The sequence below is a fragment of the Streptomyces odonnellii genome (genome assembly GCF_000981895.1).
GTDB classification, from domain to species: domain Bacteria; phylum Actinomycetota; class Actinomycetes; order Streptomycetales; family Streptomycetaceae; genus Streptomyces; species Streptomyces odonnellii.
The window spans coordinates 1-23,762 of record NZ_LATD01000320.1 but is presented as its reverse complement, the minus strand read 5'-3'; the positions used below and the strand labels follow the sequence as shown (position 1 = coordinate 23,762).

Annotated in this window: 23 protein-coding genes and 7 tRNA genes; 12 read left to right on the top strand and 18 right to left on the bottom strand. The window is 72.1% G+C overall.

The window, feature by feature from the left end:
- Positions 1–23: 23 nt before the first annotated feature.
- Positions 24–605, bottom strand: a complete 582-nt coding sequence (locus WH07_RS27630) for an HIT family protein (protein ID WP_046505656.1) — start codon at positions 603–605, stop codon at positions 24–26.
- Between the two features lie 66 nt (positions 606–671).
- On the opposite strand from WH07_RS27630, the gene WH07_RS27625 reads away from it, so the two are divergent.
- Positions 672–1,364, top strand: a complete 693-nt coding sequence (locus WH07_RS27625) for a potassium channel family protein (protein ID WP_046505654.1) — start codon at positions 672–674, stop codon at positions 1,362–1,364.
- Between the two features lie 44 nt (positions 1,365–1,408).
- Here the strand turns inward: WH07_RS27625 and thrS are convergent, their stop codons facing one another.
- From thrS to WH07_RS27610, 3 genes are all read right to left on the bottom strand, one after another.
- On the bottom strand, positions 1,409–3,385 hold the full coding sequence (gene thrS, locus WH07_RS27620) for a threonine--tRNA ligase (RefSeq protein WP_046505652.1): 1,977 nt from the start codon (positions 3,383–3,385) through the stop codon (positions 1,409–1,411).
- A 119-nt stretch (positions 3,386–3,504) separates the two neighbouring features.
- Positions 3,505–4,797: a hypothetical protein gene (locus WH07_RS27615; protein WP_232789078.1), complete on the bottom strand. Its 1,293-nt coding sequence runs from the start codon at positions 4,795–4,797 to the stop codon at positions 3,505–3,507.
- The gene (locus WH07_RS27610) at positions 4,797–5,363 is read right to left on the bottom strand and encodes a DUF4365 domain-containing protein (protein WP_046505650.1); all 567 of its coding nucleotides are present in this window, start codon (positions 5,361–5,363) and stop codon (positions 4,797–4,799) included. The genes WH07_RS27615 and WH07_RS27610 overlap by 1 nt, the downstream gene beginning before the upstream one ends.
- Positions 5,364–5,551: 188 nt before the next feature.
- On the opposite strand from WH07_RS27610, the gene WH07_RS27605 reads away from it, so the two are divergent.
- A complete protein-coding gene (locus WH07_RS27605) occupies positions 5,552–6,280 on the top strand; it encodes a 3'-5' exonuclease (RefSeq protein WP_046505647.1) in 729 nt (242 codons plus the stop codon).
- A gap of 207 nt (positions 6,281–6,487) precedes the next feature.
- On the opposite strand, the gene WH07_RS27600 is transcribed toward WH07_RS27605, so the two are convergent.
- A tRNA-Val gene (locus WH07_RS27600) sits at positions 6,488–6,559 on the bottom strand.
- 153 nt (positions 6,560–6,712) lie between these two features.
- On the opposite strand from WH07_RS27600, the gene WH07_RS27595 reads away from it, so the two are divergent.
- Positions 6,713–9,085 (top strand): SCO7613 C-terminal domain-containing membrane protein, encoded by a 2,373-nt coding sequence (locus tag WH07_RS27595; protein WP_198533904.1) that lies wholly within the window; start codon positions 6,713–6,715, stop codon positions 9,083–9,085.
- Between the two features lie 68 nt (positions 9,086–9,153).
- On the opposite strand, the gene WH07_RS27590 is transcribed toward WH07_RS27595, so the two are convergent.
- Both WH07_RS27590 and WH07_RS27585 read right to left on the bottom strand, forming a co-directional pair.
- Positions 9,154–9,225: transfer RNA gene (locus WH07_RS27590), tRNA-Val, on the bottom strand.
- Between the two features lie 54 nt (positions 9,226–9,279).
- Positions 9,280–9,759 (bottom strand): TIGR02611 family protein, encoded by a 480-nt coding sequence (locus WH07_RS27585; protein ID WP_046505642.1) that lies wholly within the window; start codon positions 9,757–9,759, stop codon positions 9,280–9,282.
- 189 nt (positions 9,760–9,948) lie between these two features.
- Here WH07_RS27585 and WH07_RS27580 point away from each other — a divergent pair, with 189 nt between their 5' ends.
- Positions 9,949–10,362 carry an SsgA family sporulation/cell division regulator gene (locus WH07_RS27580; protein WP_003959770.1) on the top strand — a complete coding sequence of 138 codons (414 nt, stop codon included), beginning with the start codon at positions 9,949–9,951 and terminating at the stop codon, positions 10,360–10,362.
- 261 nt (positions 10,363–10,623) lie between these two features.
- Positions 10,624–11,202, top strand: a complete 579-nt coding sequence (locus WH07_RS27575; RefSeq protein ID WP_046505625.1) for a CGNR zinc finger domain-containing protein — start codon at positions 10,624–10,626, stop codon at positions 11,200–11,202.
- Between the two features lie 57 nt (positions 11,203–11,259).
- Here WH07_RS27575 and WH07_RS40515 read toward each other — a convergent pair whose 3' ends face one another.
- Both WH07_RS40515 and WH07_RS27570 read right to left on the bottom strand, forming a co-directional pair.
- Positions 11,260–11,412 carry a hypothetical protein gene (locus WH07_RS40515; protein ID WP_198533903.1) on the bottom strand — a complete coding sequence of 51 codons (153 nt, stop codon included), beginning with the start codon at positions 11,410–11,412 and terminating at the stop codon, positions 11,260–11,262.
- 199 nt (positions 11,413–11,611) lie between these two features.
- Positions 11,612–12,058, bottom strand: a complete 447-nt coding sequence (locus tag WH07_RS27570; RefSeq protein ID WP_046505622.1) for a hypothetical protein — start codon at positions 12,056–12,058, stop codon at positions 11,612–11,614.
- Between the two features lie 177 nt (positions 12,059–12,235).
- On the opposite strand from WH07_RS27570, the gene WH07_RS27565 reads away from it, so the two are divergent.
- Positions 12,236–12,751 carry a DsbA family protein gene (locus tag WH07_RS27565; RefSeq protein ID WP_046505619.1) on the top strand — a complete coding sequence of 172 codons (516 nt, stop codon included), beginning with the start codon at positions 12,236–12,238 and terminating at the stop codon, positions 12,749–12,751.
- A 173-nt stretch (positions 12,752–12,924) separates the two neighbouring features.
- On the opposite strand, the gene WH07_RS27560 is transcribed toward WH07_RS27565, so the two are convergent.
- The 3 genes from WH07_RS27560 to WH07_RS27550 all read right to left on the bottom strand — a co-directional run bounded on the left by WH07_RS27560 (position 12,925) and on the right by WH07_RS27550 (position 15,725).
- Positions 12,925–13,764 carry a GNAT family N-acetyltransferase gene (locus WH07_RS27560; RefSeq protein WP_046505617.1) on the bottom strand — a complete coding sequence of 280 codons (840 nt, stop codon included), beginning with the start codon at positions 13,762–13,764 and terminating at the stop codon, positions 12,925–12,927.
- An 84-nt stretch (positions 13,765–13,848) separates the two neighbouring features.
- Complete coding sequence (locus WH07_RS27555) at positions 13,849–14,670, bottom strand: aminotransferase class IV (protein WP_046505614.1); 822 nt, start codon at positions 14,668–14,670, stop codon at positions 13,849–13,851.
- The gene (locus WH07_RS27550) at positions 14,667–15,725 is read right to left on the bottom strand and encodes a chorismate-binding protein (protein ID WP_046505612.1); all 1,059 of its coding nucleotides are present in this window, start codon (positions 15,723–15,725) and stop codon (positions 14,667–14,669) included. Before WH07_RS27550 ends, WH07_RS27555 begins: the two co-directional genes overlap by 4 nt.
- Positions 15,726–15,983: 258 nt before the next feature.
- Here WH07_RS27550 and WH07_RS27545 point away from each other — a divergent pair.
- From WH07_RS27545 to WH07_RS27525, 5 genes are all read left to right on the top strand, one after another.
- A tRNA-Gly gene (locus tag WH07_RS27545) sits at positions 15,984–16,056 on the top strand.
- A 37-nt stretch (positions 16,057–16,093) separates the two neighbouring features.
- A tRNA-Cys gene (locus tag WH07_RS27540) sits at positions 16,094–16,167 on the top strand.
- A 1-nt stretch (position 16,168) separates the two neighbouring features.
- Positions 16,169–16,240, top strand: a tRNA-Val gene (locus tag WH07_RS27535).
- A 32-nt stretch (positions 16,241–16,272) separates the two neighbouring features.
- Positions 16,273–16,344: transfer RNA gene (locus WH07_RS27530), tRNA-Val, on the top strand.
- Between the two features lie 63 nt (positions 16,345–16,407).
- A tRNA-Val gene (locus WH07_RS27525) sits at positions 16,408–16,479 on the top strand.
- 117 nt (positions 16,480–16,596) lie between these two features.
- Here the strand turns inward: WH07_RS27525 and WH07_RS27520 are convergent.
- The 4 genes from WH07_RS27520 to WH07_RS27505 all read right to left on the bottom strand — a co-directional run bounded on the left by WH07_RS27520 (position 16,597) and on the right by WH07_RS27505 (position 20,018).
- Entirely contained in the window at positions 16,597–16,878 is a 282-nt protein-coding gene (locus WH07_RS27520) for a TFIIB-type zinc ribbon-containing protein (RefSeq protein ID WP_046505609.1), read from the bottom strand.
- 68 nt (positions 16,879–16,946) lie between these two features.
- Entirely contained in the window at positions 16,947–17,933 is a 987-nt protein-coding gene (locus tag WH07_RS27515) for a phosphotransferase family protein (protein WP_106409694.1), read from the bottom strand.
- A gap of 1,419 nt (positions 17,934–19,352) precedes the next feature.
- Positions 19,353–19,559, bottom strand: coding sequence for a hypothetical protein (locus WH07_RS27510; RefSeq protein WP_046505605.1), 207 nt, complete (start codon positions 19,557–19,559; stop codon positions 19,353–19,355).
- Between the two features lie 189 nt (positions 19,560–19,748).
- Positions 19,749–20,018, bottom strand: a complete 270-nt coding sequence (locus WH07_RS27505) for a hypothetical protein (RefSeq protein WP_046505602.1) — start codon at positions 20,016–20,018, stop codon at positions 19,749–19,751.
- 199 nt (positions 20,019–20,217) lie between these two features.
- On the opposite strand from WH07_RS27505, the gene WH07_RS27500 reads away from it, so the two are divergent.
- Positions 20,218–21,477, top strand: a complete 1,260-nt coding sequence (locus WH07_RS27500; protein WP_046505600.1) for a serine/threonine-protein kinase — start codon at positions 20,218–20,220, stop codon at positions 21,475–21,477.
- 72 nt (positions 21,478–21,549) lie between these two features.
- Here WH07_RS27500 and WH07_RS27495 read toward each other — a convergent pair whose 3' ends face one another.
- On the bottom strand, positions 21,550–22,368 hold the full coding sequence (locus WH07_RS27495; RefSeq protein WP_046505598.1) for a TrmH family RNA methyltransferase: 819 nt from the start codon (positions 22,366–22,368) through the stop codon (positions 21,550–21,552).
- 76 nt (positions 22,369–22,444) lie between these two features.
- Positions 22,445–23,671 carry a uroporphyrinogen-III C-methyltransferase gene (gene cobA, locus WH07_RS27490; protein WP_046505596.1) on the bottom strand — a complete coding sequence of 409 codons (1,227 nt, stop codon included), beginning with the start codon at positions 23,669–23,671 and terminating at the stop codon, positions 22,445–22,447.
- Positions 23,672–23,762 lie beyond the last annotated feature (91 nt).

The following is a 23,762-nucleotide window of genomic DNA, read 5'->3' as shown; positions in this document are numbered from 1 at the left end:
GCCGCGCCCGGTCCGCGCGGAGGCTATGGCCCGGCTTTTGGATCAGGCTGTACGGGCCAGGCCTCCGCGAGCATCGCGCGCGTATCGGCGAGGAGCTGGGGAAGCACCTTCGTATGCCCGACGACCGGCATGAAGTTGGTGTCGCCGCCCCAGCGCGGCACCACATGCTGGTGGAGATGGGCGGCGATGCCCGCGCCCGCCGAGACCCCCTGGTTCATCCCGATGTTGAAGCCGTGCGCGCCCGAGGCCGTACGGAGCGCGGTCATCGCGTGCTTGGTGAAGAGAGCCAGCTCGGCGGTCTCCGCGTCGTCCAGATCCGTGTAGTCGGCGACATGGCGGTACGGAACGATCATCGAGTGGCCGCCGTTGTACGGATAGAGGTTGAGCACCGCGTACACCCGCTCGCCACGCGCGACGATCAGCCCGTCCTCGTCGGACTTGGACGGGATGGAGCAGAAGGGACAGCCGTCCTCGGCGCCAGGACCGGTGGGCTTGTTCTCGCCCTGGATATAGGCCATCCGATGGGGCGTCCACAGGCGCTGGAACGCGTCCTGGGTCCCCACTCCGATCTGCTGCTCCGGCTCACTCGTCATGCTGTGCAGCATATGACTTCGGCCCGGTGAAGCGTGTCGTCGGGCTCTGACCCGGTGGCCTCCGGACATGCTGGGGCGATGCATGTCCGGAACGCGTCCGACCGCCTGCTCCGCTGGGAGCGACGCACGGATCTGCCGCTGCTCGCCGGCTCGCTGCTCTTCCTGGCGTGCTACGCGGTACGGGTCCTGCTCCCCGGCATCGGCCCGTTCTGGCGTGGTGTGACGCTGGGCCTCACCCTGCTGATCTGGGCGCTCTTCCTGCTGGACTATGTGGTGCGGCTGCTGCTCAGCGGCGAGGGCCCGCGCTTCGTGCGGACCCACTGGCTGGACACGGTCGTTCTTGTCCTGCCCCTGCTGCGCCCGCTGCGGATCGTGAACACGTATATGGCGGTGCGGCGCCGCCGCGCCCGCCCCCGGCTCAGTCTGTACGGGCGGGTGATGGCGTACGCCGGGCTGGCCGCGTGCCTGCTGGGCTTCGCCGCCGCGCTCGCGGTCTACGAGCAGGAGCGGGGAGCCCCCGGCACCACCGTGCGTACCTTCGGCGACGCCGTGTGGTGGGCCTGCTCGACGATCACAACGGTCGGGTATGGCGATGTGACCCCGGTGACCCCGCTGGGGCGGGTGTACGGGGTGTGTCTGATGGCGTGCGGTCTGGCGCTGCTGGGCGCGGTGACGGGCGCGTTCTCGTCGTGGCTGATCCAGGTCTTCGCGCAGGAGGACCGGGCGGACCGCGACGAGGGTGCGAACGGGGAGAGGCCCCCGGGAAGCTGATACCGCCTCCCGTGGGCCTCTCCGTCACACCCGTACACCCGGTGTCACACCTGTACGCGGCGCTCCACCACATCCACCAGCTTGGCCAGCGCCTGGTCGCGCGGAATCCCGTTCTCCTGCGAGCCGTCGCGGTAGCGGAACGACACCGTACCCGCGTGCATGTCCTCGTCACCGACGATGATCATGAACGGCACCTTCTGGCGCTGCTGGTTGCGGATCTTCTTCTGCATACGGTCCGAGGACGCGTCCACCTCGACCCGCAGCCCCTTCCGCTTCGCCTCCGCCGCGAACTCCTGGAGATACGGCACATGCGCGTCGCCCACGGGGATACCCACCGCCTGCACCGGCGCCAGCCACGCCGGGAACGCGCCCGCGTAGTGCTCCAGCAGCACCGCGAAGAACCGCTCGATGGAGCCGAACAGCGCGCGGTGGATCATGACCGGCCGCTGCTTGGAGCCGTCGGGCGCGGTGTATTCGAGATCGAAGCGGTCGGGAAGGTTGAAGTCGAGCTGGATGGTCGACATCTGCCAGGTGCGCCCGATGGCGTCCCGCGCCTGCACCGAGATCTTCGGGCCGTAGAACGCGGCGCCGCCCGGGTCGGGGGTCAGCGGCAGGCCCTGCTTCTCGGCCACCTTCCGCAGTACCTCGGTGGCCTCTTCCCAGGCCTCGTCCGAGCCGACGAACTTGGTCTCGTCCTTGGTCGACAGCTCCAGATAGAAGTCGGTCAGACCGTAGTCGCGCAGCAGGTTGAGCACGAAGGTCAGCGTCGAGTCCAGCTCGTCGGCCATCTGCTCACGGGTGCAGTAGATGTGCGCGTCGTCCTGGGTGAAGCCGCGGGCCCGGGTCAGACCGTGCACGACGCCGGACTTCTCGTACCGGTACACCGTCCCGAACTCGAAGAGCCGCAGGGGCAGTTCGCGGTAGGAGCGGCCCCGGGCGTCGAAGATCAGGTTGTGCATCGGGCAGTTCATGGGCTTGAGGTAGTAGTCCACGCCCTCGTCGAGCTGCATGGGCGGGTACATGCCGTCGGCGTACCAGTCGAGGTGGCCCGACTTCTCGAAGAGGTTCCCCTTGGTGGCGTGGGGGGTGTAGACGAACTCGTACCCCTCCTCCTCGTGCCGCCGCCGCGAGTAGTCCTCCATGGCCCGGCGTACGACACCGCCCTTGGGGTGGAAGACCGCCAGACCGGAGCCGATCTCCTCGGGGACGGAGAACAGGTCGAGTTCGCTGCCGAGCTTGCGGTGGTCGCGCTTCTCCGCCTCCGCGAGGAACTCCAGATGCGCCTTCAGCTCTTCCTTCGACGGCCACGCGGTGCCGTAGACGCGCTGGAGCTGCTTGTTCTTCTCGCTGCCCCGCCAGTACGCCGACGCGTTCCGCATCAGCTTGAACGCCGGGATGTGCCGGGTGGTCGGCAGGTGCGGGCCGCGGCACAGGTCCTTCCAGCACAGCTCGCCGGTCTTGGCGTCCAGGTTGTCGTAGATGGTCAGCTCGCCGCCGCCCACCTCGACATCCGCGCCGTCCTCGGCCGAGGCGGAGCCCTTGATGCCGATCAGCTCCAGCTTGTACGGCTCGTCCGCCAGCTCCGCGCGCGCCTCCTCGTCGGTGACGACGCGCCGCGAGAAGCGCTGGCCGCGCTTCTGGATCTCCTGCATCTTCTTCTCGATGGCCTTGAGGTCATCGGGATGGAAGGGGGCCGCCACGTCGAAGTCGTAGTAGAAGCCGTCCCTGACCGGCGGGCCGATGCCCAGCTTGGCCTCGGGGAACAGCTCCTGCACGGCCTGCGCCATGACATGCGCGGTGGAGTGGCGCAGGATGTTGAGCCCGTCCTCGGAGGAGATCTCGACGGGCTCGACGATCTCGCCGTCGGCGGGCTCGTACGCGAGGTCCTTCAGCTCCCCGCCGACGCGCGCGGCGATCACGGAGCGCTCGCCGGGGAAGAGCTCGGCCGCCGTAGTGCCCGTCGTCACCACGCGCTCTTCCCGCTCGGAATCGCGTTGGATGATCACACGGACATCTGACACCGGTCTCTCCTGACTCTGGGGCGCGGCAGCGGACACTGCGCGTCTGAATCGTACCGAGCCGGGAGGGCCGCTCGCGAAGCGATTGACCGGGGCCGGCGGACCGGCCCCGCTCCGCGCCCTCAGTCCCCTCCGCCGCAGACCTCTTCGAAGTAGTCCAGATTCTCCTGGAGCGACTTCATCAGCCGGTCCCGCTCCGCCTCGTCGACCTGGACGGGCACCACCCCGCTGGCGTCGGTGAGCCTGCGGAACCCGCCGCGGCTCTCCAGCCGGCCGACCACCCGGATCGGCAGTCCGAGCAGATGCGCCTGGCCCGCGACGCGGTACGACTCCTCGTCGAGCGCGACCCGTACGTGCGGGATCTCGGCGCCCGCGAGGACCCGCAGCCGTACGGACCCGTCGCCGTTGGGACCGGCCCGGCGCATCCGGATCACCGCGCCGGTGATCCGTACCGGTACGGACGGCTCGTCGCGCAGATAGCGCTTGCCCGCCTCGCGCAGCGCGGGCAGATCGCCGGGCGAGAACTCGACCGGCTCGGGGCGGGCGGCACACCCCTCGGGCACGCCCGCGCCGGGGGCCCAGGCCAGCGCGACCCGGGCGCCCTCCGTACCGCGGACGAGGGCCACCAGTGCCTCGGTCAGCTCCCGGCTCACCCCCGCCTCCACAGCGGAGTCGAAGGCCTCCATACCGCCGGTGGCCCGCTGGTAGTCGGTGGCCTCACGGGCCGCCGACAGCGCGTGATGGAGCCGTACGGCGACGGCCCGCCCGGTCGTGACCGGCAGGAAGGCGGTCAGCTCCCGCCCGGCGGGGGCCGGTCCCACCAGCACGCCGCCGAGGGACTCCTGCGCCTGCCTGCGGTGGCGCGCCCCGTAGTACCCGGCCCTGCCGCGTACGGCGAGCGCCCCGGCGAGCAGCAACTGCCGGGCCGCCGCACGGAGCTGTTCCTGTACGGTCCACTCCGCCGCGCCCGAGGGCCCCGGCGGCACATCGCGCCACCAGCGGATCTCGTCGCTCGGCACGGTGAGGCCGACCAGTACCTCGCGCGCGGACGGTGCCGCGCTGTGGGTGAGCGCGGTGAGGGCCTCGGCGAGCAGGTCCTCGCAGTCGGGGAAGGCCCGGCTCTCGGGCACGAGCAGGCTCGTGCCCCGGGAGCCCGGCCCCGGTGGTGTCCAGCGGGCATAGCGCCCGGGTGCCCCGCCGCGCCGCCGCCAGCCGTGCCGGGCGAGCAGCGCGCCGAGGACGGCGGGATCGGTCCTGGCGGGGTCGGGTCCCGGCGCCGGTCCCCCACCCCAGGAGTCCGCCCCGCCGAAGGCGCCGCCCTCACCGAGAGGGTCGGCGCCGGACGGCGGCTCCGGCAGGTCGATCGGCGTGTGGGACGCATGGGAACGTACTGGCTCGTCGGACGGCCAGCGCATCACGGTCTCCCTCCCGACCCGACACGGGTCATGATCTCGCAGAGCGCCCGGTCGTCGAAGATCCGCGCGGTGGGCACCCGCACCGTGGTGCGGTAGCGGCCGGTCACCGGATGGCCGGCCAGATTGGTCCAGTAGCAGCAGTGTCTGAGGTCGAGCCGGTCGTGGCTGGCGCGCAGCCATTCGTCCTGGGTCCTGGGCACGAGCATCACGACCAGGATCTTGTGCACGGAGACCGGGGTACGGGCGAGTTTGACGAGGTGGGCGTTGTCGAGGGTGAAGGAGAAGGCGGGGCCCGCCGGGTGCGGCGGAATCTGGTAGGTGCATTTGAGCTGCACCTTGATGGTGACTTCGTCGTCCACGAGATGACCTGGCGCGCTGTGACTCACGTGCCAGTCGATGCCGTTGTCGGGAAATGGCTGGCTGAGTGAGCAGCCCGCGGCGGCGGCGACTGCGTGGAGGTAGCCCACCTGGAGAGTCTCCATGCAGGCGGTGGTGGCGAGCGCTCCTCGCAGCGGTGCCATCCGCTCGGGCAGCAGCCCACCCGGTTCGGGCTTGGCGAGCGCCATGGCTCAGGGTGCCTTCCGGGCCGTACCGGTCAGTTGGAGCGACGGGACGTCAACTCACGTACCCGACAACATTGTTGTCACCGTGTGGAGCCCGTCGTAAACGGCGCGTACCGAACATGCTGTCCGGGTATCACCGGTTCGGGCAGTGGCCGGACGCCATCTGCCGCTCAGGCGCGAGGAGTTCGGGGATGACGCGTTGGTATGAAGGGCCATTGGCAGGGTTCGACACCGAGACAACAGGGGTGGACGTCGAGCAGGACCGGATCGTTTCGGCCGCTCTTGTCGTCCAGGACATGGCAGGCGGCAGGCCGCGGGTGACCCGCTGGCTGATCGATCCGGGGGTGCCCGTGCCCGCGGCCGCCACCGAAGTGCACGGTCTGACGGACGACTATCTGCACCGCAACGGGCGCTGGCCCGCTCCGGCGGTGGAGGAGATGGCCAGGGCGCTGGCCGAGCAGTGCGGCGCGGGCCGGCCACTGGTGGTGATGAACGCGCCGTTCGATCTGACCATCCTGGACCGCGAGTTGCGGCGGCACCGGGCCTCGTCGCTGGGGCGCTGTCTGGAGCATGTGCCGCTCTGTGTGCTGGACCCACGGGTCCTGGACAAGCATCTGGACCGCTACCGCAAGGGCCGCCGTACGCTGACCGATCTGTGCGCGCACTACGGGGTGGAGCTGGACGGGGCACATGACGCGGCCGTCGACGCGGTGGCGGCGCTGGAGGTGGTGCGGGCGGTGGGCCGGCGGTTCGCGACCCGGCTGGAGCGGCTGAGCGCCCCCGAGCTGCACACACTCCAGGCGGTGTGGCACGCGGCACAGGCGCGGGGTCTCCAGGCGTGGTTCTCGCGCAACGGCACGGAGGAAGCGGTGGACCCCGCCTGGCCGCTCCGCCCCGAACTGCCCGCCGCGGCGGCCTGACCACCGGGAGGCACTCCCTGTCCGCCGTCCGTCCGATATCTGTCCGCTCTCTGTCCGAACACGCAACGGCCGGTCCGTCTTCTGACGGACCGGCCACGCAGGGGGTGCGGGTGGCGAAGCCCCCGCCATGTGCGGCGAAGCCGCACGGAAAACGACGAGGGCGGCATGTCTCGCGTCTTCCGCGAGCCATGCCGCCCTCGATCCCGGTGGGCGATACTGGGTTCGAACCAGTGACCTCTTCGGTGTGAACGAAGCGCTCTCCCACTGAGCTAATCGCCCGGGAACGCACTGAACCTTACAGGTCTCGGCCGGTGTGCTTCAAACCCGATGCGAACCGGCGAACCGGGTGGGAAGCGGACGCCGGGTACTCATCGCCGTATCTGAGTACGGGACCCCATGGCAGGGCGTGTGGCGCGGACCACACTCGCCTCCATGGAGAATGTTCCGCCGCCCGCCCATGAGCTGGCGCTCATCGATCAGGAACTAACCCGACTCGACGCGCGCAGAGGCCAGTTGCTGGCGCGCAGGGCATATCTGCTCAGCCCTCCGGACCGGCCGGCGCGGACCGTAGGTCCCGTCGCGCCCGCGTCGTCCCCGCCGACCAGCGCGCAGAATGTGCTGCTCCTGCTGGGCGGGGTGCTCCTGGCGGTCGCCGCGATCGCCTTCACCCTGGTGAGCTGGGGCCATATGGGGATCGGCGGCCGTGCGGCGGTGCTGACAGGGGTGACCGCCCTGGCGCTCGCCGCCCCGGTGGCGCTGCTGCGCCGGGATCTGCGCTCGACCGCCGAGGCGGTGGCCGCGCTGGGTCTGGTGCTCACGGTCCTCGACGCGTACGCGCTGTACCGGGTGGCGTTCCCGGGCACCGACGGCCTCGGTTACACGGCGGCGGCCACGGCTGTGCTGGCCGCGCTCTGGGCCGGCTACGGAACGGCTCTCCCCGCCCTGCGCGGCCCACTGCCCGTCGCCGTGCCGGCGGCCCAACTCCCGCTCCCGCTCTGGGCACTGGCCACCGGCGACACTCCACTGGTTGTCGCCTGGGCCCTGCTGGTGACCGCTGCCCTGGACACGACGGCCGCGCTGTGGTCGGGGTCCCGTACGGTACGGGCCTTCGCGGGCGCCACCGCGTGGGTGACCGCGGGCGGGGCGCTGCTGACGGGCGGGACACTGTCCGTCCTGGCGGAGACACCGGCCGACGCGCTCCGCCCGGCCGTGCTGCTGCTCGCGGCGGCGGCCCTGGGGCTCTTCGTGGCCCACCGTGCGGGTGGAGTCGCGCTCGCCTGCGCGGTGGTGGCGGGCCTGGCGTGGGTCACCGCGGCCGGCGGTGTGATCCGTATGGCCGTCCCGGAGGACTGGGCCGTTCCGGGCTATCTGCTGTGCGGGATCACACTGCTCCCGGTGGTGCGGACCCGCCTCGCGCGGCCGGTGGTACGGGGGCTGACCTGGGCGGCCGGGGCTGTACTGGGCACGTCGGTGCTGTGGGCGCTGCCGACGGTGGGGGTGGCCCTACTGGGCGGACTGGGCCGTGTCCCGGACATCTGGACGGGCACACCGACAGTGTCATTGCCGTACCAGCCCGCCGCGCCGGTGGTCCTGCTGGTGGCGGCCGGGGCTCTCACGGCCTGGGCGTACCGCCCGCTGACCGACGCCTGGGGCGAGGAGAACGGCCTGCGGACACCCGCGCTCTGCGGCACCGTCGCACTGGGCTGGGCGGGTGTGCTGGTGCTGCCGCTGGTCCTGGCCGCGAGCTACCCGGTCGCGGTGGCGGTACCGCTGCTGCTGACGGCGGCCCTGCTCGTGGCGGCCGTCCACCCACGGATCCGCGCAGGCGCGCCGGTGGCGGTCACCGCGCTGTCCTGCGCCGGGCTGGGCTCGGTCGGCGGCGCGCTGCTCTCCCTCGCCACCCGGCCCGCGACGGTCACCGCGCTCGCGGTGCTGACGGCCCTGTTCGCCGCCGCCGCGGTGGCCGCCGTGCGTACCGGAACCCGGCAGGCCGTGAGCACGGCCCTCGCCTGTACGGCCGTCGGGTACGCAACCGCCCTGGTCGCCGCCTCGGCCGCGGCAGCCGGGCTGCCCGCCGAACACACCGCCGTGACCCTGCTCGTGGTACCCGCGGCGGCGGCCCTGCTGAGCGCGCGGCCGGGCGTCCGCCCGGTGGCGTCACCGGTCGAGATCACCGCGGCCGGTGCCGGCCTCCTCGCGGTGGCCCTGGCCTCGGGCCGGGCGCCCGTACTGGCTCTGGTGCTCGCGCTGTGCGGGGTGATCGCGGCGGGTACGGCCATCCGCCCCGAGCGGAGAAAGGCGGCCGGATACACCGCGGCGGCGCTCTTCGTCCTGGCCACCTGGGTACGGCTGGCCGCGTCGGAGGTGTCGGTGCCCGAGGCGTACACGCTGCCCGTGACCGTCCCCGCGCTCGTCGTCGGCCTGCTGCGGAGCCGCCGCGACCCGGCGGCCTCGTCCTGGACGGCGTACGGCCCGGGCCTGGCCGCGACGCTGCTGCCGAGCCTGCTGGCCGCCTGGGGCGACACCCACTGGGCACGCCCGCTGCTGCTGGGACTCGCGGCCCTGGCCCTCACCCTCGCGGGCGCCCGGCTGAGCCTCCAGGCACCGCTGCTGCTGGGCGGCACGGTCCTCGCCCTGGTGGCCCTGCACGAGTTGGCGCCGTATGCCGTCCAGGTGGTGGACGCACTCCCCCGCTGGCTGCCTCCGGCCCTCGCGGGCCTGCTCCTGCTGGCGGTGGGGGCGACGTACGAACAACGCCTCAAGGACGCCCAGCGGCTCCGCAGGAGCCTGGGCAGGATGCGCTGAGCCGTCCGAAAACAACGAGGGCGGTGTGTGCTCGTGCTTTCCACGAGCACACACCGCCCTCGGTCCTGTGGGCGATACTGGTTTCGAACCAGTGACCTCTTCGGTGTGAACGAAGCGCTCTCCCACTGAGCTAATCGCCCGGGCGCACCGCACACATTACCCGATGTCAGCGGCTTCCCACGACGCGTGCCGAGTCACTCCGTGATGTTCCAGGGCATGACGATCCCGAACTTCCAGAGGTAGATCGCGAGCAGCACGACGATGATCACCAGACCGACGGCCGTCAGGATCATGTTCCGCCGCCGGACCTTCGGATCGAGCGCCTTCTGTGCCGCCTCCGTCACTTTCCGTTTGGTCCAGCGCAGGACCAATTGGGCCCAGACGAATTCCGTCGCCCAGATCGCCATCCCGCCGAAGATCACCAGCCAGCCCGGCCCAGGCAGCACGAGCATGGACACGCCCGCCGCGACCACCGCGAGGCCGACCACAAAAACACCGACCTGCCAGCTCAGATGGAGCGGCCGTGACGCCTTGATGAATCGCGGCGCCCGCGAGCCCAGCTCCGGCTCCGGCCCGGCCGCCGGATCCGCCGCCCCTTCGGGGGTCCCGCCGGCCTCGTTCCGCACGGCCTCCGGTACGACCACGCGCCCCCGCTCGTCACTCTCCGCATGCATAAGGCCAACCTACCTGAACGCTCGACATCACCGGAATGGCCGTATGACCTGAAGTCACACACCGCTGTACGAGGTACCTGAAGCTGCACAAAAGAGACAGAGGGGTTTACAACGGCACTATAGGTGGCATGTCGAATTCGCCGACGTGCGAATCCCCGAGCGCACACTGAGCGAAAGGCCCTGGCGCTTATGAACACCACGGTCAGCTGCGAGCTGCACCTGCGCCTCGTTGTATCGAGCGAGTCCTCACTGCCTGTACCAGCGGGCCTGCGGTATGACACGGCCGATCCTTACGCCGTGCACGCCACCTTCCACACTGGAGCCGAAGAGACGGTCGAGTGGGTTTTCGCCCGAGACCTTCTCGCCGAGGGGCTGCATCGGCCCACCGGCACCGGCGACGTCCGGGTCTGGCCTTCCCGCAGCCATGGTCAGGGCGTCGTCTGTATCGCATTGAGCTCTCCAGAGGGCGAAGCGTTGCTGGAGGCCCCGGCGCGGGCCCTGGAGTCGTTCCTCAAAAGGACCGACGCCGCGGTGCCGCCGGGCACCGAGCATCGTCATTTCGATCTCGACACGGAGCTCTCACACATCCTGGCCGAGAGCTGAGCCAGGCAGAGGGCTGCTCGGCGCCGTCCGACTCGGGGAGACGGCGCCGTGCGGACAACCGCATACGGAGGACACCGACGCTGTCGCCGCGGCCCCACCGCGACGACGGCGTCGATGCGTTCCCGGGGCGTTCCGGCAGCCGTCCCCACCGCCGTTCCCACGGGCGCCCGGCTCCCGGTGCCCGCCACGCCCGCACCGGTCAGCCGGTAAAGTCAGCGGGATCCGTCGGGCACCGGCCCGCGTGACGCCAGGGAGCGGATCGTGCTGATTCCCCACGACACCCGGATCGCCCTCGACACCGTGGTCGATCTGGTGAACACCGCGCCGGAGGACGGTACGGGCGGTGCGCGGGGCGGCACTCCCGACGGGCTGGCGGACACAGAGGCGCTGTACGCCTTCGTACGGAGCCAGGGCCTCAGCGGGGTCGGTGACCTCGGCCGCCGCGATCTGCGGGCCGTACAGGAGGTACGGGCGCGGTTCGCGGAGGTGTTCGCGGCGCCGGACGCGCGCACCGCGGCCGAGCTGATCAACCGGCTGGTCGCCGCCGCCGGGACGACACCGCAGCTCACCGACCACGACGGCTACGACTGGCACGTGCACTATTTCGCGCCGGGCGCCTCGGTCGCCGATCATCTCGCCGCCGACTGCGGCATGGCCCTGGCGTTCATGGTCGTGGCCGGTGAGCAGGAACGGCTGCGCCGGTGCGAGGCCCCGGACTGCGGGCACGCGTTCGTCGACCTGTCGCGCAACCGCTCGCGCCGTTACTGCGACAGCCGGACCTGCGGCAACAGGCTGCATGTGGCCGCGTACCGCGCTCGCCGCAAGGAAGCGGCCGGCTAGGCCCTGTCCGGCGGACCTTCGTCGACCCGCGAGGACCCGCCGGGCAGGGCCTGGGCCTCACAGCAGGAACAAATCGTGCACCGCTGCCATCAGCAGCAGCGAGCCGATCACCGCCAGGAAGATCATCAACGGCGGCTGGGAGAGCGCGAAAAGGCAACCGCGCTGCTCATCGGTGGGAACGGGGGTTTCATCCCGGGAGGTATCGAGCATCTCGGGGCGATCATGACGTACCGCGGACCCCGCCAATGACCAACACGCGTTTTCAGCGCGGGAGTTCATCATATTCCGTGGACAAAAGTCCGGAACCGCCGCGCGAACGGCGCCCACCTGCGATGCTCCCCCGACCACCGCGACCACGCCACCGGACTCCGCTCCCGGTGACCGTACCGCGCGTTGCGGAACCGGCTGGTCAGATGCCGTGCTTCTTGAGGATGGCCTCGATGTCGCTGAAGTCGTCGGCGGGCTCCACGGCGGCCCCCTTGGCCCCCGGCCGCGCGACCGGCTTGGCACCGGGGCCCAGCGAGGGCGCCGAGGCCGCGGGTTCCACCGCCCCCTGGCGGGCCGCCCTGGCGGCTTCCTTGCGCTCCTTGCGCGTACGGCCACCGCGCCGCTCCACCATGCGGGTCGTCATGAAGAGCAGCCAGGCCAGCGCGAGCACTCCGAAGCCCAGCCAGGCCACCGGGCTGAACGCGGTGTTGGCGGCCCACTTCACCAGGCCCGTCATCACCAGGGCCACCGGGACCAGCGCGTACGCCAGGATCCGGGTGGCGGCGAGGAAACGCCTGCGGTAGGCCGTGACCGCGGCGATGCCCACGCCCGCCGCTGACACCGCAGCGCAAATGGTCTCGGCAATCATCGGGTCCTCCCGGCAGAGCGCGCTTCAACGGCCGAACACCGTTCCGCTCTCCATCGTGCACCTGAGGACCGTGTCGGGGCCACGGTGGGCCCGCGGATCTCGGGGACATCTCGGGGACGCCGTCCTCCCCTGGTCCCGGTCGCACGCCGGGGTCCCTCGTACTGGGAGACTGGTCCCATGAGCGACTTCACCACCGCAGGACCCGTCGTCCTCGACGTCTGGTTCGACCTCCAGTGTCCGGACTGCCACACCGCCCTGGACGATCTGCGGGCGCTGCGTGCCCGGTACGGCGACCGGCTGGAGATCCGGCTGCGGCACTTCCCGCTGGAGCGCCACAAGCACGCGTACGCCGCGGCACAGGCCGCCGAGGAGGCCGCGGAGCAGGGCAAGGGCTGGGCGTACGCGGAGGCCCTGCTGGCCAGGACCGCAGAGCTGGCTGCCGGCGGCGAGCCGGTCCTGCTGGAGGTGGCGCGCGAGCTGGGGCTGGACGCCGAGGAGTTCGACACCGCCCTGATCGACGGCAGGCATCTGCTGGCCGTCGACGCCGACCAGGCCGAGGGCAAGGCGCTCCGGGTGACCGGCACCCCGACGTACATCATCGGCGGCGAGCGGCTGGACGGCGGCAAGGGGCAGGAGGGGCTGCGCGAGCGCATCGAGCAGGCCGCCGACCGGCTGCTGGCGGCCCCGGCCTAGGGCGTGTCTTCAAAGTAGCGTCGTCCGCCCGAAGGGCGGGCCCGGCGGCGTCTGGTGCGTGCGATCGCAAGGCGGAGGGTCATCCTCGTACTGGACGTACTTGGATGATCCCGACAACGCGGCGAGCGTGCGTGCCAGGCGTCGCCGGGCAGACGGGACTTTGAAGACACGCGCTAGAGGAGCTGTTTGAAGTAGTTGACGGCGGTCGTCCCGTAGCCGAGCGATTCGTACAGCCGGATCGCCGGGGTGTTGCCCGCGAAGACATGCAGTCCGAGTACCTCCGAACCGGATTCCAGGGCGATCCCCTCGGCGAGCAGCATCAGCGCCCGGCCGAACCCCTTGCCGCGCTGGTCCTCGGTCACGGCCACGTCGTACACGTACGATCCGGGCCGGCCGGGACGTACCTCCCGGGACGCGACCCAGACGTGGCCGACCACCGCGCCCTCGTGGAGCAGGACGTTCAGCGAGGCACCGGGGGTGGCGAGTCCGGCGGGCAGCAGCTTGCGGTGGCTGGCCTCGGCCAGGGCCTGGGCCCGGTCGGGCGGGGTGCCGCGGTCGGCCCAGCTCCGCGCGTACCCGTCGACGGCCTGCGCGTGCCAGCGGCCGAACTCCGTCTCGTTCATGGGACGGCCCTCGACGCCCGGCGGGAGTGCGGGCGGGTCCGGCGGGAGTTCCTTGTCCATGTTGCGGCTGCGTTCGACGTAGCCGAGGGACTCCAGCATGCGCAGCGCGGGTACGGCGGAGGGCGGTACGGATGCCTGTACCTGGCCGCAGCCCCAGCCGCGCAGCACCTCTTCCGCGGCGAGCACGGCGACGGTGGCCCGGCCGCGGCGCCGGTCGGGCTCGTCGATCCGGAGCGCGCGGAGGGTCCCGGCGGTATTGCCGAAGCCGGGGTCCGTGGAGAGTTCTATGGAGCCGACGGGACGGCTGTTCACGCAGACCTCGTAGGAGCGCGATTTCCCGCCGTCGTCGGTCTGCCGGAGCGGCCCGGTCGGCCGCAGGGTGGTGGTCATCAGGGGAGTTGTACCCGTCGTACGTGGCGGAGTCATCCGGTTATGGGGCCCAGGCAGGTCGCGGGGGCCGGGCCCCTGCGCAACTCACGGGTCCAGGTCGGCTCCGGAGCGCTCGTCGAAGAGACGCATCACCTTGCTGGTCACCGGGCCTGGCGCGGCCGGGAGTTGACGGCCGTCGACGCGGTGCACGGCCTGCACGTCGCGCAGGGTCGAGGTCAGGAAGATCTCGTCCGCGCGCTCCAGCACGTCCAGCGGCAGATCCGTCTCGCGGGCCCCGGCCCACTCGGCGGTCAGGAGGCGGGTGATGCCTGCGAGGCAGCCGGAGGAGAGGGGCGGGGTGTGCAGCTCGCCGTCGAGGACGACGAAGACATTGGAGCCCGTGCCCTCGCAGAGCTCGCCGACGGTATTGGCGAACAGCGCCTCGGACGCGCCCCGTTCGTGTGCGCGGGCGAGCGCGACGACGTTCTCGGCGTACGAGGTGGTCTTGAGCCCGGTCAGCGCGCCGCGCTCGTTCCGGGTCCAGGGGACGGTGATGACGGCGGTGGTGTCCGCGCGGCGCGACGCCGCGGTGGCCGCGACGACCAGGGTGGGGCCCTCGTCGCCCCGGTCGGAGCCGAGCGGGGAGAGTCCGCCGGTGTAGGTGATCCTGAGCCGCGCGAGCGGCATGGGGTTGGCGTCGAGGACGGCCGTACAGGCGTGCCGTACCTCGTCGAGATCGGGCTCGGGCAGGCCGAGGCCGCCGGCCGAGCGGGCCAGCCGGGCGAGATGGCGGGTGAGGGCGAAGGGCTTGCCCTGGACGGCCTTGACCGTCTCGAAGATGCCGTCGCCCACGGTCAGCCCGTGATCGAACACGGACACCCGGGCGGCCTCCGCCGTGAGCAGTCCGCCGTTGACCCAGATCTTCATGACGCCGTCCTTCCGCTCGCCTCGTACGCGCCCGACGCTATCGCGAGCAGCCGGGACGCCTTCAGTTCGGTCTCCTCCCACTCCCCCTCGGGGTCGGACCCCCAGGTGATCCCGGCGCCGGCGCCGAAGCGCAGGACGGGCCCCGGTGCGGCGGTGCGGTCGATCCAGAACGTACGGATGCCGACGGCCAGCGCGGCGGTGCCGCGGTCGGCGTCGACCCAGCCGATGCCCCCGCAGTAGGGGCCGCGCGGTGCCGTCTCCAGCTCCTCGATGATCTTCAGGGCACTGGACTTGGGGGCGCCGCTGACCGAGCCGGGCGGGAAGGTGGCGGAGAGCAGCTCCGGCCAGCCCGCCCCCTCGGCGAGTCCGCCCCGTACGGTCGAGACGAGATGTACCAGCCCGGGGTGCGACTCCAGCGCGCACAGGGCCGGAACGGTGACGGAGCCGGTGGCGCAGACCCGGCCGAGATCGTTGCGGACCAGGTCCACGATCATCACGTTCTCGGCGTAGTCCTTCTCCAGCAGGTCCGCCGCGGTACGGGCGGTGCCCTTGATCGGCCCGGACTCGACGGTGCCGCCGGTACGGCGCAGATACAGCTCGGGCGAGGCGGTGGCGATCTCCACGCCATGGGCGGGCAGCCGGACGGTCCCGGCGTACGGGGCCGGATTGTCACGCGCGAGCAGCGAGGTCAGCGCGTCGACGTCGGACGCGGCCGGGTCGGGCAGCGGCGCGGAGAGCACGCGGCAGAGGTTGACCTGGTAGACGTCGCCGGCCGCGATGTACTCGCGGATACGGCGTACGCCCGCCGTGTACGCGGTGCGGCCGAGGGACGACGTCCAGTCACCGGCGGCCGGGCCGCGCCACCGGCCCGGTACGGGAATGGGTACGGGTTCCGCCCGTACGTCCCCGAAGCGGGCACAGGTGAGACGTCCCTCGAAGTCCACGGCGACAGCCCAGAAGCCGGCGGAGTCGAGTGCCTCCGGATCATGGGTGACATCCCGCAGATCCGTGGCGAGAAGGGCGCCGAAACGGGCCAGAGGAGCGAGGTCATGCACGGTTTCGAGTCTAGTTCCCCTCCCCTTGCCCTCCTCTTCCCCTCCTCGCGAGGTCCGCTCCGTCGCGCGAACCTCGCCGGTCACGGCACTGGTTCCGCACCGGTCGCGGCACTGGAACAGGCTCTGTTGGGACGCACCGCTCTGAACGCACGGCGAACGCACCCCAGCACGCTGCGGAAACGGGTTTTTGTGCTGGCTCCGGAATCCGCTAGAGTTCAGCATGTCGCCGGGCCGTGCAGACGGGCCGGGAAACGACAGGCGGACGTGGCTCAGTTGGTAGAGCATCACCTTGCCAAGGTGAGGGTCGCGAGTTCGAATCTCGTCGTCCGCTCGATGTGGGGGATCTTGATCCCCGCCCCCATGCTCCTGGTGGAGTGGCCGAGAGGCGAGGCAACGGCCTGCAAAGCCGTCTACACGGGTTCAAATCCCGTCTCCACCTCCAAGGACGATTAGCTCAGCGGGAGAGCGCTTCCCTGACACGGAAGAGGTCACTGGTTCAATCCCAGTATCGTCCACTGAATCCGTTCGGTTATTCCGGTGGATTCCCGCGCGATTAGCTCAGCGGGAGAGCGCTTCCCTGACACGGAAGAGGTCACTGGTTCAATCCCAGTATCGCGCACGCAAGGCCTGTGCATGTCGCCGTAAATCCGTTGCCGTAAGGCGTGGAGATGCGGGTTGACCTGCGCGATTAGCTCAGCGGGAGAGCGCTTCCCTGACACGGAAGAGGTCACTGGTTCAATCCCAGTATCGCGCACCGTCCAAAGCCCCCGGTCGAATCGAATTCGATGACCGGGGGCTTTGTCGTGCTCGTCTTTATGTCGTGCATGACCGGGGCCCGGGCTTTACCGGTCTCCCAGGATTTTCAGGAGTTTCACGAGGAGAAGAGCATCCGGCCGAAGCTCTTGTGGCGGTGGTGACCGCCATGGTGGCCGCCGTGGTGCGGGGCGCCCCAGGCGGGGGCGGAGCCCGCCGGGTAGGCCTGCGGGGCCGGCGGCACGGGCGGGGCGGGCTGCGCCCACTGCGACTCCAGACGGGTCAGGGCCTCCAGCTCGCCGTAGTCCAGGAAGATCCCCCGGCAGCCGCTGCACTGCTCTATCTGAACGCCATTGCGGTTGTACGTGTGCATCGCTGCACGGCACTTGGGACACTGCATCGTCGGCTCAGCTCCTCGCCGTTGGTCCGGCATCGCCGGAACATGCTCCCGGCGACGGTCGGTTCAGCCTACGACGAGGAGGCGGGGTCGGGGGCCGACTCCAACTGCGCCGGGAGCGCGGCGATCCGGGCACAGGCGTCCACCAGCAGGCGCTCGACCTCGTCCAGATCCCGGTTCTCCGCGGCGGACTTGGCGATCGCGAGGGCGGCGGTCTGGACGGTGAGGGCGCGCGCGGGGATGTCGAGCCGGGGCCACGGGTCGTCCGCCAGGGGTGCGGCGGGGCCGCGGGCGGCGCGGTATGCGCCTAGGAAGCGCCGCCAGATCTCCACGGGCAGCAGCCCCGCGGCGTACCAGGCGGCGGGGCGCGCCAAGTCCCAGGCGGGGTCGCCGATTCCGAGGTCGTCCACATCGATGAGCAGCCAGGGGCCGTCGGGCGCGGGGTGGCGCACGAGCTGGCCGAGGTGCAGGTCGCCGTGGCAGAGGGCGTACGGGCCCGGCGGGGCCGCCTCGTCGCGTGCCCAGGCGGGCAGCCGCTCCCAGGCGCGCTCCACGGGCACGGCGGCGGGGCGGGGCCCGGCGGCCCGCATCCGCGCGACGGCGCGGGCGGCTTTGGCGGGGCCGCGCATGTACGGCAGGCCGTCGGCCCTCACGGCTTCCAGCGGTACGGAGTGCAGCCGGGCGACGAGCGCGCCCGCCTGCTCCCAGGGGGCGGCCTCGGGGTCGTCGGGGTCGACCGGGGCGCCGTAGGGCCAGGCGGTGACGGGCCGCCCGGCGGCGTTCTCGGCGGCCGTGGTGAGCGGCGGCAGCAGGATCCCGGCGAGCAGCGGATGCGCGGCGACGGCGAGTCTGGCCCGGTGGTCCAGGGGGTCCGTGGCCTCGGCGTGTGCCTTGGCGACGGCCCTGCCGTGCCGTACGACCACCCCGCCGCTCCGCTGCGCGAGCACGGTGTCGATGTGCCCGCAGGCAGAACAGCGCGCCGGGTCCGCACCGGCATCCCCGGCATGAGCGGCCTGCCGTGCGACAAGTTCCAGCGCACGAACGACAGCGTTGGTCACGGTGCCTCCTCCCCCGGTACGAAATGCCCGCATGTCCGCACGAGGACCCTACGTCGGACTCGGCCCGGGCCGGCGACCGGGCGGGTAAGGGGGCGGCAACGGCGGACGCGAGCGTCTGGCTGCTCAGGGCGGGCCGCTGGGGCCCGAGGGCCGGGCCACGCCGGAAAGGTGCCGGACCCGGGCGGCCGGCCTCGCGAGGAGCCGGGCTTCGGCCCTCAGCCGGGATACACGCGTGTGGCGATACGGCGGCACCGGGAGCCAGGGTCCGGGCGGGAGCCGACGGCCGGGCCACGCGGGAAAGGTGCCGGACCCGGGCAACCGCCCCCGCCAGGAGCCGGACTTCGGCCCTCAGCCGGAACTCCCGCGCGCGGCGACACGGCCGCACCGGGAGCCCGGGCCCCGCTCCGGAGTCCGGGCGGGAGCCAGGGGGCCGGGCGGGAGCCGACGGCCGGGCCAAGCCGCGAACGTGCCGGACCAGGGCGGCCGACCCCGCGAGGAGCCGGGCTCCGGCCCTCAACCGGGACACCCGCGCGCCGATACGGCCACACCCGGGAGCCGGGCCCCGCTCGGAGCCCGGGCGGGAGCCGGAGCCCGGGCTAAGCCGCGAAGGTGTCGGACCCGAGCGGCCGGCCACGCCAGGAGCCGAGCTCCGGCTCTCAGCCGGGATACCTGCCCGCGGCGATACGGCGGCACCGGGGGCTCGGGCCGGGCTCAGGTCCTGTCTCGTGGATCAGACCGCGGCGTCCGGCGGAGGGTGTCCCTCCCGTGCCGTTCAGGCCACGGGAGAGCATCGCAAGGCGGAGGACCGGCGTTGTGGATGGCCGGGACGTACTTGGACGATCCGACAACGCGGCGAGGCGCCGTGCCGGGCGTCGCGGGCCCGCGACGATACGGCCGCACCGGGAGCCTGGACCCCGCTCCGGAGCCCAGGCGGGAGCCGACGGCCGGGCCCCGCCAGGAGCCGGGCTCCGGCCCTCAGCCGGGACACCCGCGCCCGGCGATACGGCCGCACCGGGAGCCCAGGCCCGACTCGGAGCCCGGGCGGGAGCCGGGGGGGCGGCCGCTTGGGGCCCGGCTGGGGGCCGGGGCCGCCGTAAGCTTCACGCCTCGGGCGCGATCTCGTGCTGCGCATGGAAGTCCCGTAGCACCGGTCGGTGGCTCGGCCCGCGCCGAGAGCGCAACGGGGGCGCAGGTCCAGCGGGCCGCGGAAACCCGCCGCTGGGCGTGGACGCGCACCGCGTGCAGGTACCCGGTACCCCCGGCGCCAAGGGGCGCGCCCAACCGCGTCCGGGCAGCGCGATGGCCGGTCAGCTCCCCAGCTGACCGGCCAAACGCTGCCGTCCGCCGCACCCCCGTCCCCACGGGGTTGTTGGCCGGATGTCCCCGACCCGGGCCGCTCTCCCAGGTCCGGGGCGCCGCTCAGCGCCCCAGCATCACGCCCACGGACGACGCCTGTGTGACCACCGCGTCCCAGCCGCCGAAGACGACCACGAGCAGGGTCGCCAGGGGAAGGACCATGGCCGTCGCCACCAGCGGGTGGCGTGTGCCGGACCGGCGTTCGCCGAACGCCGCGAACGCCTTGCGTCCCTGCGCAAGGATCGCTGCCCGCGGTGCCGTGCCCGCCATGGTCCTTCTCCTGTCTGTCCCGAGAGCGGCGAGTGTCGGACCTCGGGGGACGAGCTGCTGCACCCGCCGCTTGACCTCAACACTAGGGACACGGCGCGCCCCGGACGTCATGCCCGCGTACCCATTGACGGGCCTCCCAGGGGATGAGCCACCCGTGGGTGGTGTACTCCCCAGGGTGGAGAGCCGGGTCTACGCCTGAGGGTCTTCCCTGAGAGGCCGCTCCGCCGACCGCTCCGAGGAGTCCTGCCTGGGCACCGGCTGCTCCACCAGTGCGAGCACCCGCGTGGCCATGAACCGGGCCGTCCTGACCACCGATCCGTTGCGGGTGACTTCGCTCACTTCCACCACGCCGCGGCGCACCGCCGTCTCCACCCGGCGGCCCGCCCTGCTCGCCACGACTTCATACGTACGGGTCGTGTCCCCCGCGTCCACGACTATCTCCACCCGGTCACCCTTCACGATCCAATCCCCCTTCTGCGACGGACCATTGAGATCTCGCACGGGCCGGAAGGACTTGGGATCCGCCGTCCTCCCGCCACTTCCCAAGTTTCCCACCCCGCACTGACAATCGGTCGGTCCGCGAGGGCGCGGCCTATGAGCGCGCCGGGGCGCGGGTACGTAAGCTGTGCCACGTCACACGGACGACCGGGCAGCGGGGATGGACATGGCGATGATGCGGCTCCGGCGCGAGGACCCGCGTGTCGTCGGTTCGTTCCGGCTCCACCGGCGGCTTGGTGCCGGCGGTATGGGGGTCGTCTATCTGGGGTCCGACCGGCGCGGGCAGCGGGTCGCGCTGAAGGTGATCCGCCCGGATCTGGCGGAGGACCAGGAGTTCCGGTCGCGGTTCGCGCGCGAGGTGTCCGCCGCGCGGCGGATCCGCGGCGGCTGTACGGCACGGCTGGTGGCCGCGGATCTCGACGCGGACCGGCCGTGGTTCGCCACCCAGTACGTGCCGGGCCCCTCGCTGCACGACAAGGTCGCCGAGGACGGCCCGCTGCCGGCCTCCGAGGTCGCCTCGGTGGGCGCGGCGCTCTCCGAGGGCCTGGTGGCCGTGCACGAGGCCGGGGTCGTCCACCGCGATCTCAAGCCGTCGAACATCCTGCTGTCCCCCAAGGGCCCCCGCATCATCGACTTCGGCATCGCCTGGGCGACCGGCGCGAGCACGCTGACGCATGTGGGTACGGCGGTCGGGTCGCCCGGGTTCCTCGCCCCCGAGCAGGTGCGGGGCGCGGCGGTGACCCCGGCGACCGACGTGTTCTCGCTGGGGGCGACACTCGCGTACGCCGCGACGGCCGACTCGCCCTTCGGACACGGCAGTTCGGAGGTCATGCTCTACCGGGTGGTCCATGAGGAGGCGCATCTGCACGGGGTGCCGGACGCCCTCGCTCCGCTGCTGCGCGCCTGTCTCGCCAAGGACCCGGACGAGCGCCCCAGTACGCTCCAACTGTCCATGCGGCTCAAGGAGATCGCGGCCAGGGAGGCCCAGGGCCTCTCGGCGGGCCGGCCGCCCGCGCAGCGGGTGCGCGAGACGCAGGAGCTGCCGACGGGACGGCTGACCGAGCGGTACACGGAGCGCGAGCGCATCGTGGTCGAGCGTGGCCCCCAGAACCGCACTCCGAGCGGTACGGGCGGCTCCTCCGGCCCCGTCGGCTCGTCCGGGTCCCGCCCGAGGGCCCCGAAGGCACCCAACTCGGGGGCGTCGTCGCGTACCGGCGGTTCCCGTACGGGTGGTTCACGCCCATCGCAGTCGCGGGGCGGCGGAACCGGGCGTACGGGCGGGGGCCGGCCCACCGGGCCGCGGTCGACCTCGGGCGGGCGGCGGCCCGCCAATCCGCGGCTGCTGCGGCAGCGGCTGATCGTCTTCGTCGTGGTGACGCTCGTGGTGGCGCTGGGGATCGCGGCGGCACAGCAGCTCTGATCCACCGGTGTACCGGCCTCCTCGGCCCCTTGGGCCCCCGGCCCCTGCCGGTCTCAGGTCTCCGGTCCGGTCTCAGGCCTCAGGTCGGCCCGCTGTGACCGCGTAGAAGGCGACCGCCGCCGCGGCGCCGACATTCAGCGAGTCCACCCCGTGTGCCATGGGGATACGGACCCACTCGTCGGCGGCGCTCAGGGCCCGCGCGGAGAGGCCCTCGCCCTCGGCGCCCAGCATCAGCGCGACACGCTCCAGCCGGTGCGGCGCGGCCTCGTCGATGACGGAGGCCCGCTCGTCGGGGGTGAGCGCCAGCAGCCTGAACCCCGCTTCCCGTACGGTGTCCAGCGCGCGCGGGCAGCCGTCGAGCCGTGCGTACGGTACGGAGAACACCGCGCCCATCGAGACCTTCACCGAGCGGCGGTAGAGCGGGTCGGCGCAGTCCGGCGAGAGGAGGACGGCGTCCATGCCGAGGGCGGCGGCGCTGCGGAAGATCGCGCCGATGTTGGTGTGGTCGTTGACCGCCTCCATGACGGCGACGCGGCGGGCCGTACGGAGCACCTCAGCGACCGTCGGAAGCGGTTTGCGGCGCATGGAGGCGAGGGCGCCGCGGTGGACGTGATAACCGGTGACGCGTTCGGCGAGGGCGGGGCTCACCTCGTACACCGGGGCCGGAGTCGCTTCGATGACGTCCCGCATGGTGTCGACCCACTTCGCCGACAGCAGCATCGACCGCATCTCGTAACCGGCGTCGCGGGAGCGGCGGATGACCTTCTCGCCCTCGGCGATGAACAGTCCTTCGGCGGGTTCGCGCCTGCGCCGAAGTTCGACGTCGGTGAGGTCGGTGTAGTCGTGCAGGCGGGGATCGTCGGGGTCGTCGACGGTGATGAGGTGGGCCACGGGGTGATGACTGCCTTGTCCGGTGGGTGGGTCGGAACGTCTGTGGGTGTCGGTGGCCGTCCGGGGCCGGAGCAGCTCAGTGCCGGCCGTCGCCGAGGGCGACCACGTCGCCGATGACGATCACGGCGGGCGGCCGTACCTCTTCGGTCCGTACCGTCTCCGCCACAGTCGCGAGCGTGGCGTCGACCCGCCGCTGAGCGGCCGTGGTGCCCTCCTGGATCAGCGCGACGGGCGTCTCCGGCGCCTTGCCGTGCGCGACGAGCGCCTCGGCGATGGGACCGATCTTGTCGACGGCCATCAGCAGGACGAGCGTGCCATGGAGGCGGGCGAGTGCGGCCCAGTCGACCAGCGAGCGTTCGTCGTCGGGGGCGACATGACCGCTGACCACGGTGAACTCATGGGCGACTCCCCGGTGGGTGACGGGGATTCCGGCGGCGGCGGGCACGCTGATGGAGCTTGAGATGCCGGGCACGACGGTGCACGGGATACCGGCCTCGGCGAGCGCGTGGACCTCCTCCATGCCGCGGCCGAAGACGAACGGGTCGCCGCCCTTGAGGCGCACCACGGCCTTGCCCGCCTTGGCGTGCTCTATCAGCGCGTCGTTGATGGCCTGCTGGGCCATGGCGCGGCCGTACGGGATCTTCGCGGCGTCCACCACCTCGACGTGCGGCGGGAGTTCGTCGAGCAGGCCGCGCGGGCCGAGGCGGTCGGCGATCACGACATCCGCCTCGGCGAGGAGCCTGCGGCCGCGCACGGTGATCAGGTCGGGGTCGCCGGGGCCGCCGCCGACGAGCGCGACGCCGGGGGTGCGGGTGCGGTGGTGGGGCGCGGCGAGGGTGCCGTCACGCAGGCCCTCGACGATGGCGTCCCGCAGGGCGGCGGAGCGGCGGGGGTCGCGGCCGGTCAGCACGGCGACGGTGACACCCTCGCTGCGGCCGGTGGCGGGGGTCCAGGCGGTGGCGGCCTCGGCGTCGTCGCTCCGTACGCACCAGACTCGGTTGCGTTCGGCCTCGGCGGAGGCGGTGCGGTTGGCGACGGGGTCGCTGGAGGCGATGAGGGCGTACCAGGCGTCGGTGAGGTCACCCTCTTCGTACCGGCGGCGCTCCCAGCGGATCTCGCCGGCTTCCGCCATGGCCTCGACGGACGCCTTCGCGGAGGGCGACACCAGCACGATGTCGGCGCCGGCCGCGATGAGCGCGGGCAGCCTGCGCTGCGCGACCTGCCCGCCCCCGACGACTACGACGCGCCGCCCGGACAGGCGGAGTCCGACGGGGTAGGCGGGGTGCTCGGCGTGCTGTGCCATGGCGGTGCGGGCTCCTAGGGCGGGGTGGGGCCGCTGCGGCGGTGAAGCGGCTGGTGGGGCGGGGTGTGATCCCGTCGCCCACCTTACGGGG

Excerpts from the sequence above, each read along its gene's own strand:
- WH07_RS27605 (WP_046505647.1), top strand. The coding sequence starts at position 5,552 with ATGACGCGTTGGTATGAAGGGCCATTGGCAGGGTTCGACACCGAGACA.
- WH07_RS27510 (WP_046505605.1), bottom strand. The coding sequence starts at position 19,559 with ATGGCGGGCACGGCACCGCGGGCAGCGATCCTTGCGCAGGGACGCAAG.
- cobA (WP_046505596.1), bottom strand. The coding sequence starts at position 23,671 with ATGGCACAGCACGCCGAGCACCCCGCCTACCCCGTCGGACTCCGCCTG.
- WH07_RS27580 (WP_003959770.1), top strand. The coding sequence starts at position 9,949 with ATGAACACCACGGTCAGCTGCGAGCTGCACCTGCGCCTCGTTGTATCG.
- WH07_RS27520 (WP_046505609.1), bottom strand. The coding sequence starts at position 16,878 with ATGCAGTGTCCCAAGTGCCGTGCAGCGATGCACACGTACAACCGCAAT.
- WH07_RS27555 (WP_046505614.1), bottom strand. The coding sequence starts at position 14,670 with ATGAAGATCTGGGTCAACGGCGGACTGCTCACGGCGGAGGCCGCCCGG.
- WH07_RS27615 (WP_232789078.1), bottom strand. The coding sequence starts at position 4,797 with ATGCGCTGGCCGTCCGACGAGCCAGTACGTTCCCATGCGTCCCACACG.
- WH07_RS27630 (WP_046505656.1), bottom strand. The coding sequence starts at position 605 with ATGCTGCACAGCATGACGAGTGAGCCGGAGCAGCAGATCGGAGTGGGG.
- WH07_RS27500 (WP_046505600.1), top strand. The coding sequence starts at position 20,218 with ATGGACATGGCGATGATGCGGCTCCGGCGCGAGGACCCGCGTGTCGTC.
- WH07_RS40515 (WP_198533903.1), bottom strand. The coding sequence starts at position 11,412 with ATGCTCGATACCTCCCGGGATGAAACCCCCGTTCCCACCGATGAGCAG.
- WH07_RS27560 (WP_046505617.1), bottom strand. The coding sequence starts at position 13,764 with ATGACCACCACCCTGCGGCCGACCGGGCCGCTCCGGCAGACCGACGAC.
- WH07_RS27570 (WP_046505622.1), bottom strand. The coding sequence starts at position 12,058 with ATGATTGCCGAGACCATTTGCGCTGCGGTGTCAGCGGCGGGCGTGGGC.
- WH07_RS27565 (WP_046505619.1), top strand. The coding sequence starts at position 12,236 with ATGAGCGACTTCACCACCGCAGGACCCGTCGTCCTCGACGTCTGGTTC.
- WH07_RS27625 (WP_046505654.1), top strand. The coding sequence starts at position 672 with ATGCATGTCCGGAACGCGTCCGACCGCCTGCTCCGCTGGGAGCGACGC.
- WH07_RS27610 (WP_046505650.1), bottom strand. The coding sequence starts at position 5,363 with ATGGCGCTCGCCAAGCCCGAACCGGGTGGGCTGCTGCCCGAGCGGATG.
- WH07_RS27595 (WP_198533904.1), top strand. The coding sequence starts at position 6,713 with ATGGAGAATGTTCCGCCGCCCGCCCATGAGCTGGCGCTCATCGATCAG.
- WH07_RS27585 (WP_046505642.1), bottom strand. The coding sequence starts at position 9,759 with ATGCATGCGGAGAGTGACGAGCGGGGGCGCGTGGTCGTACCGGAGGCC.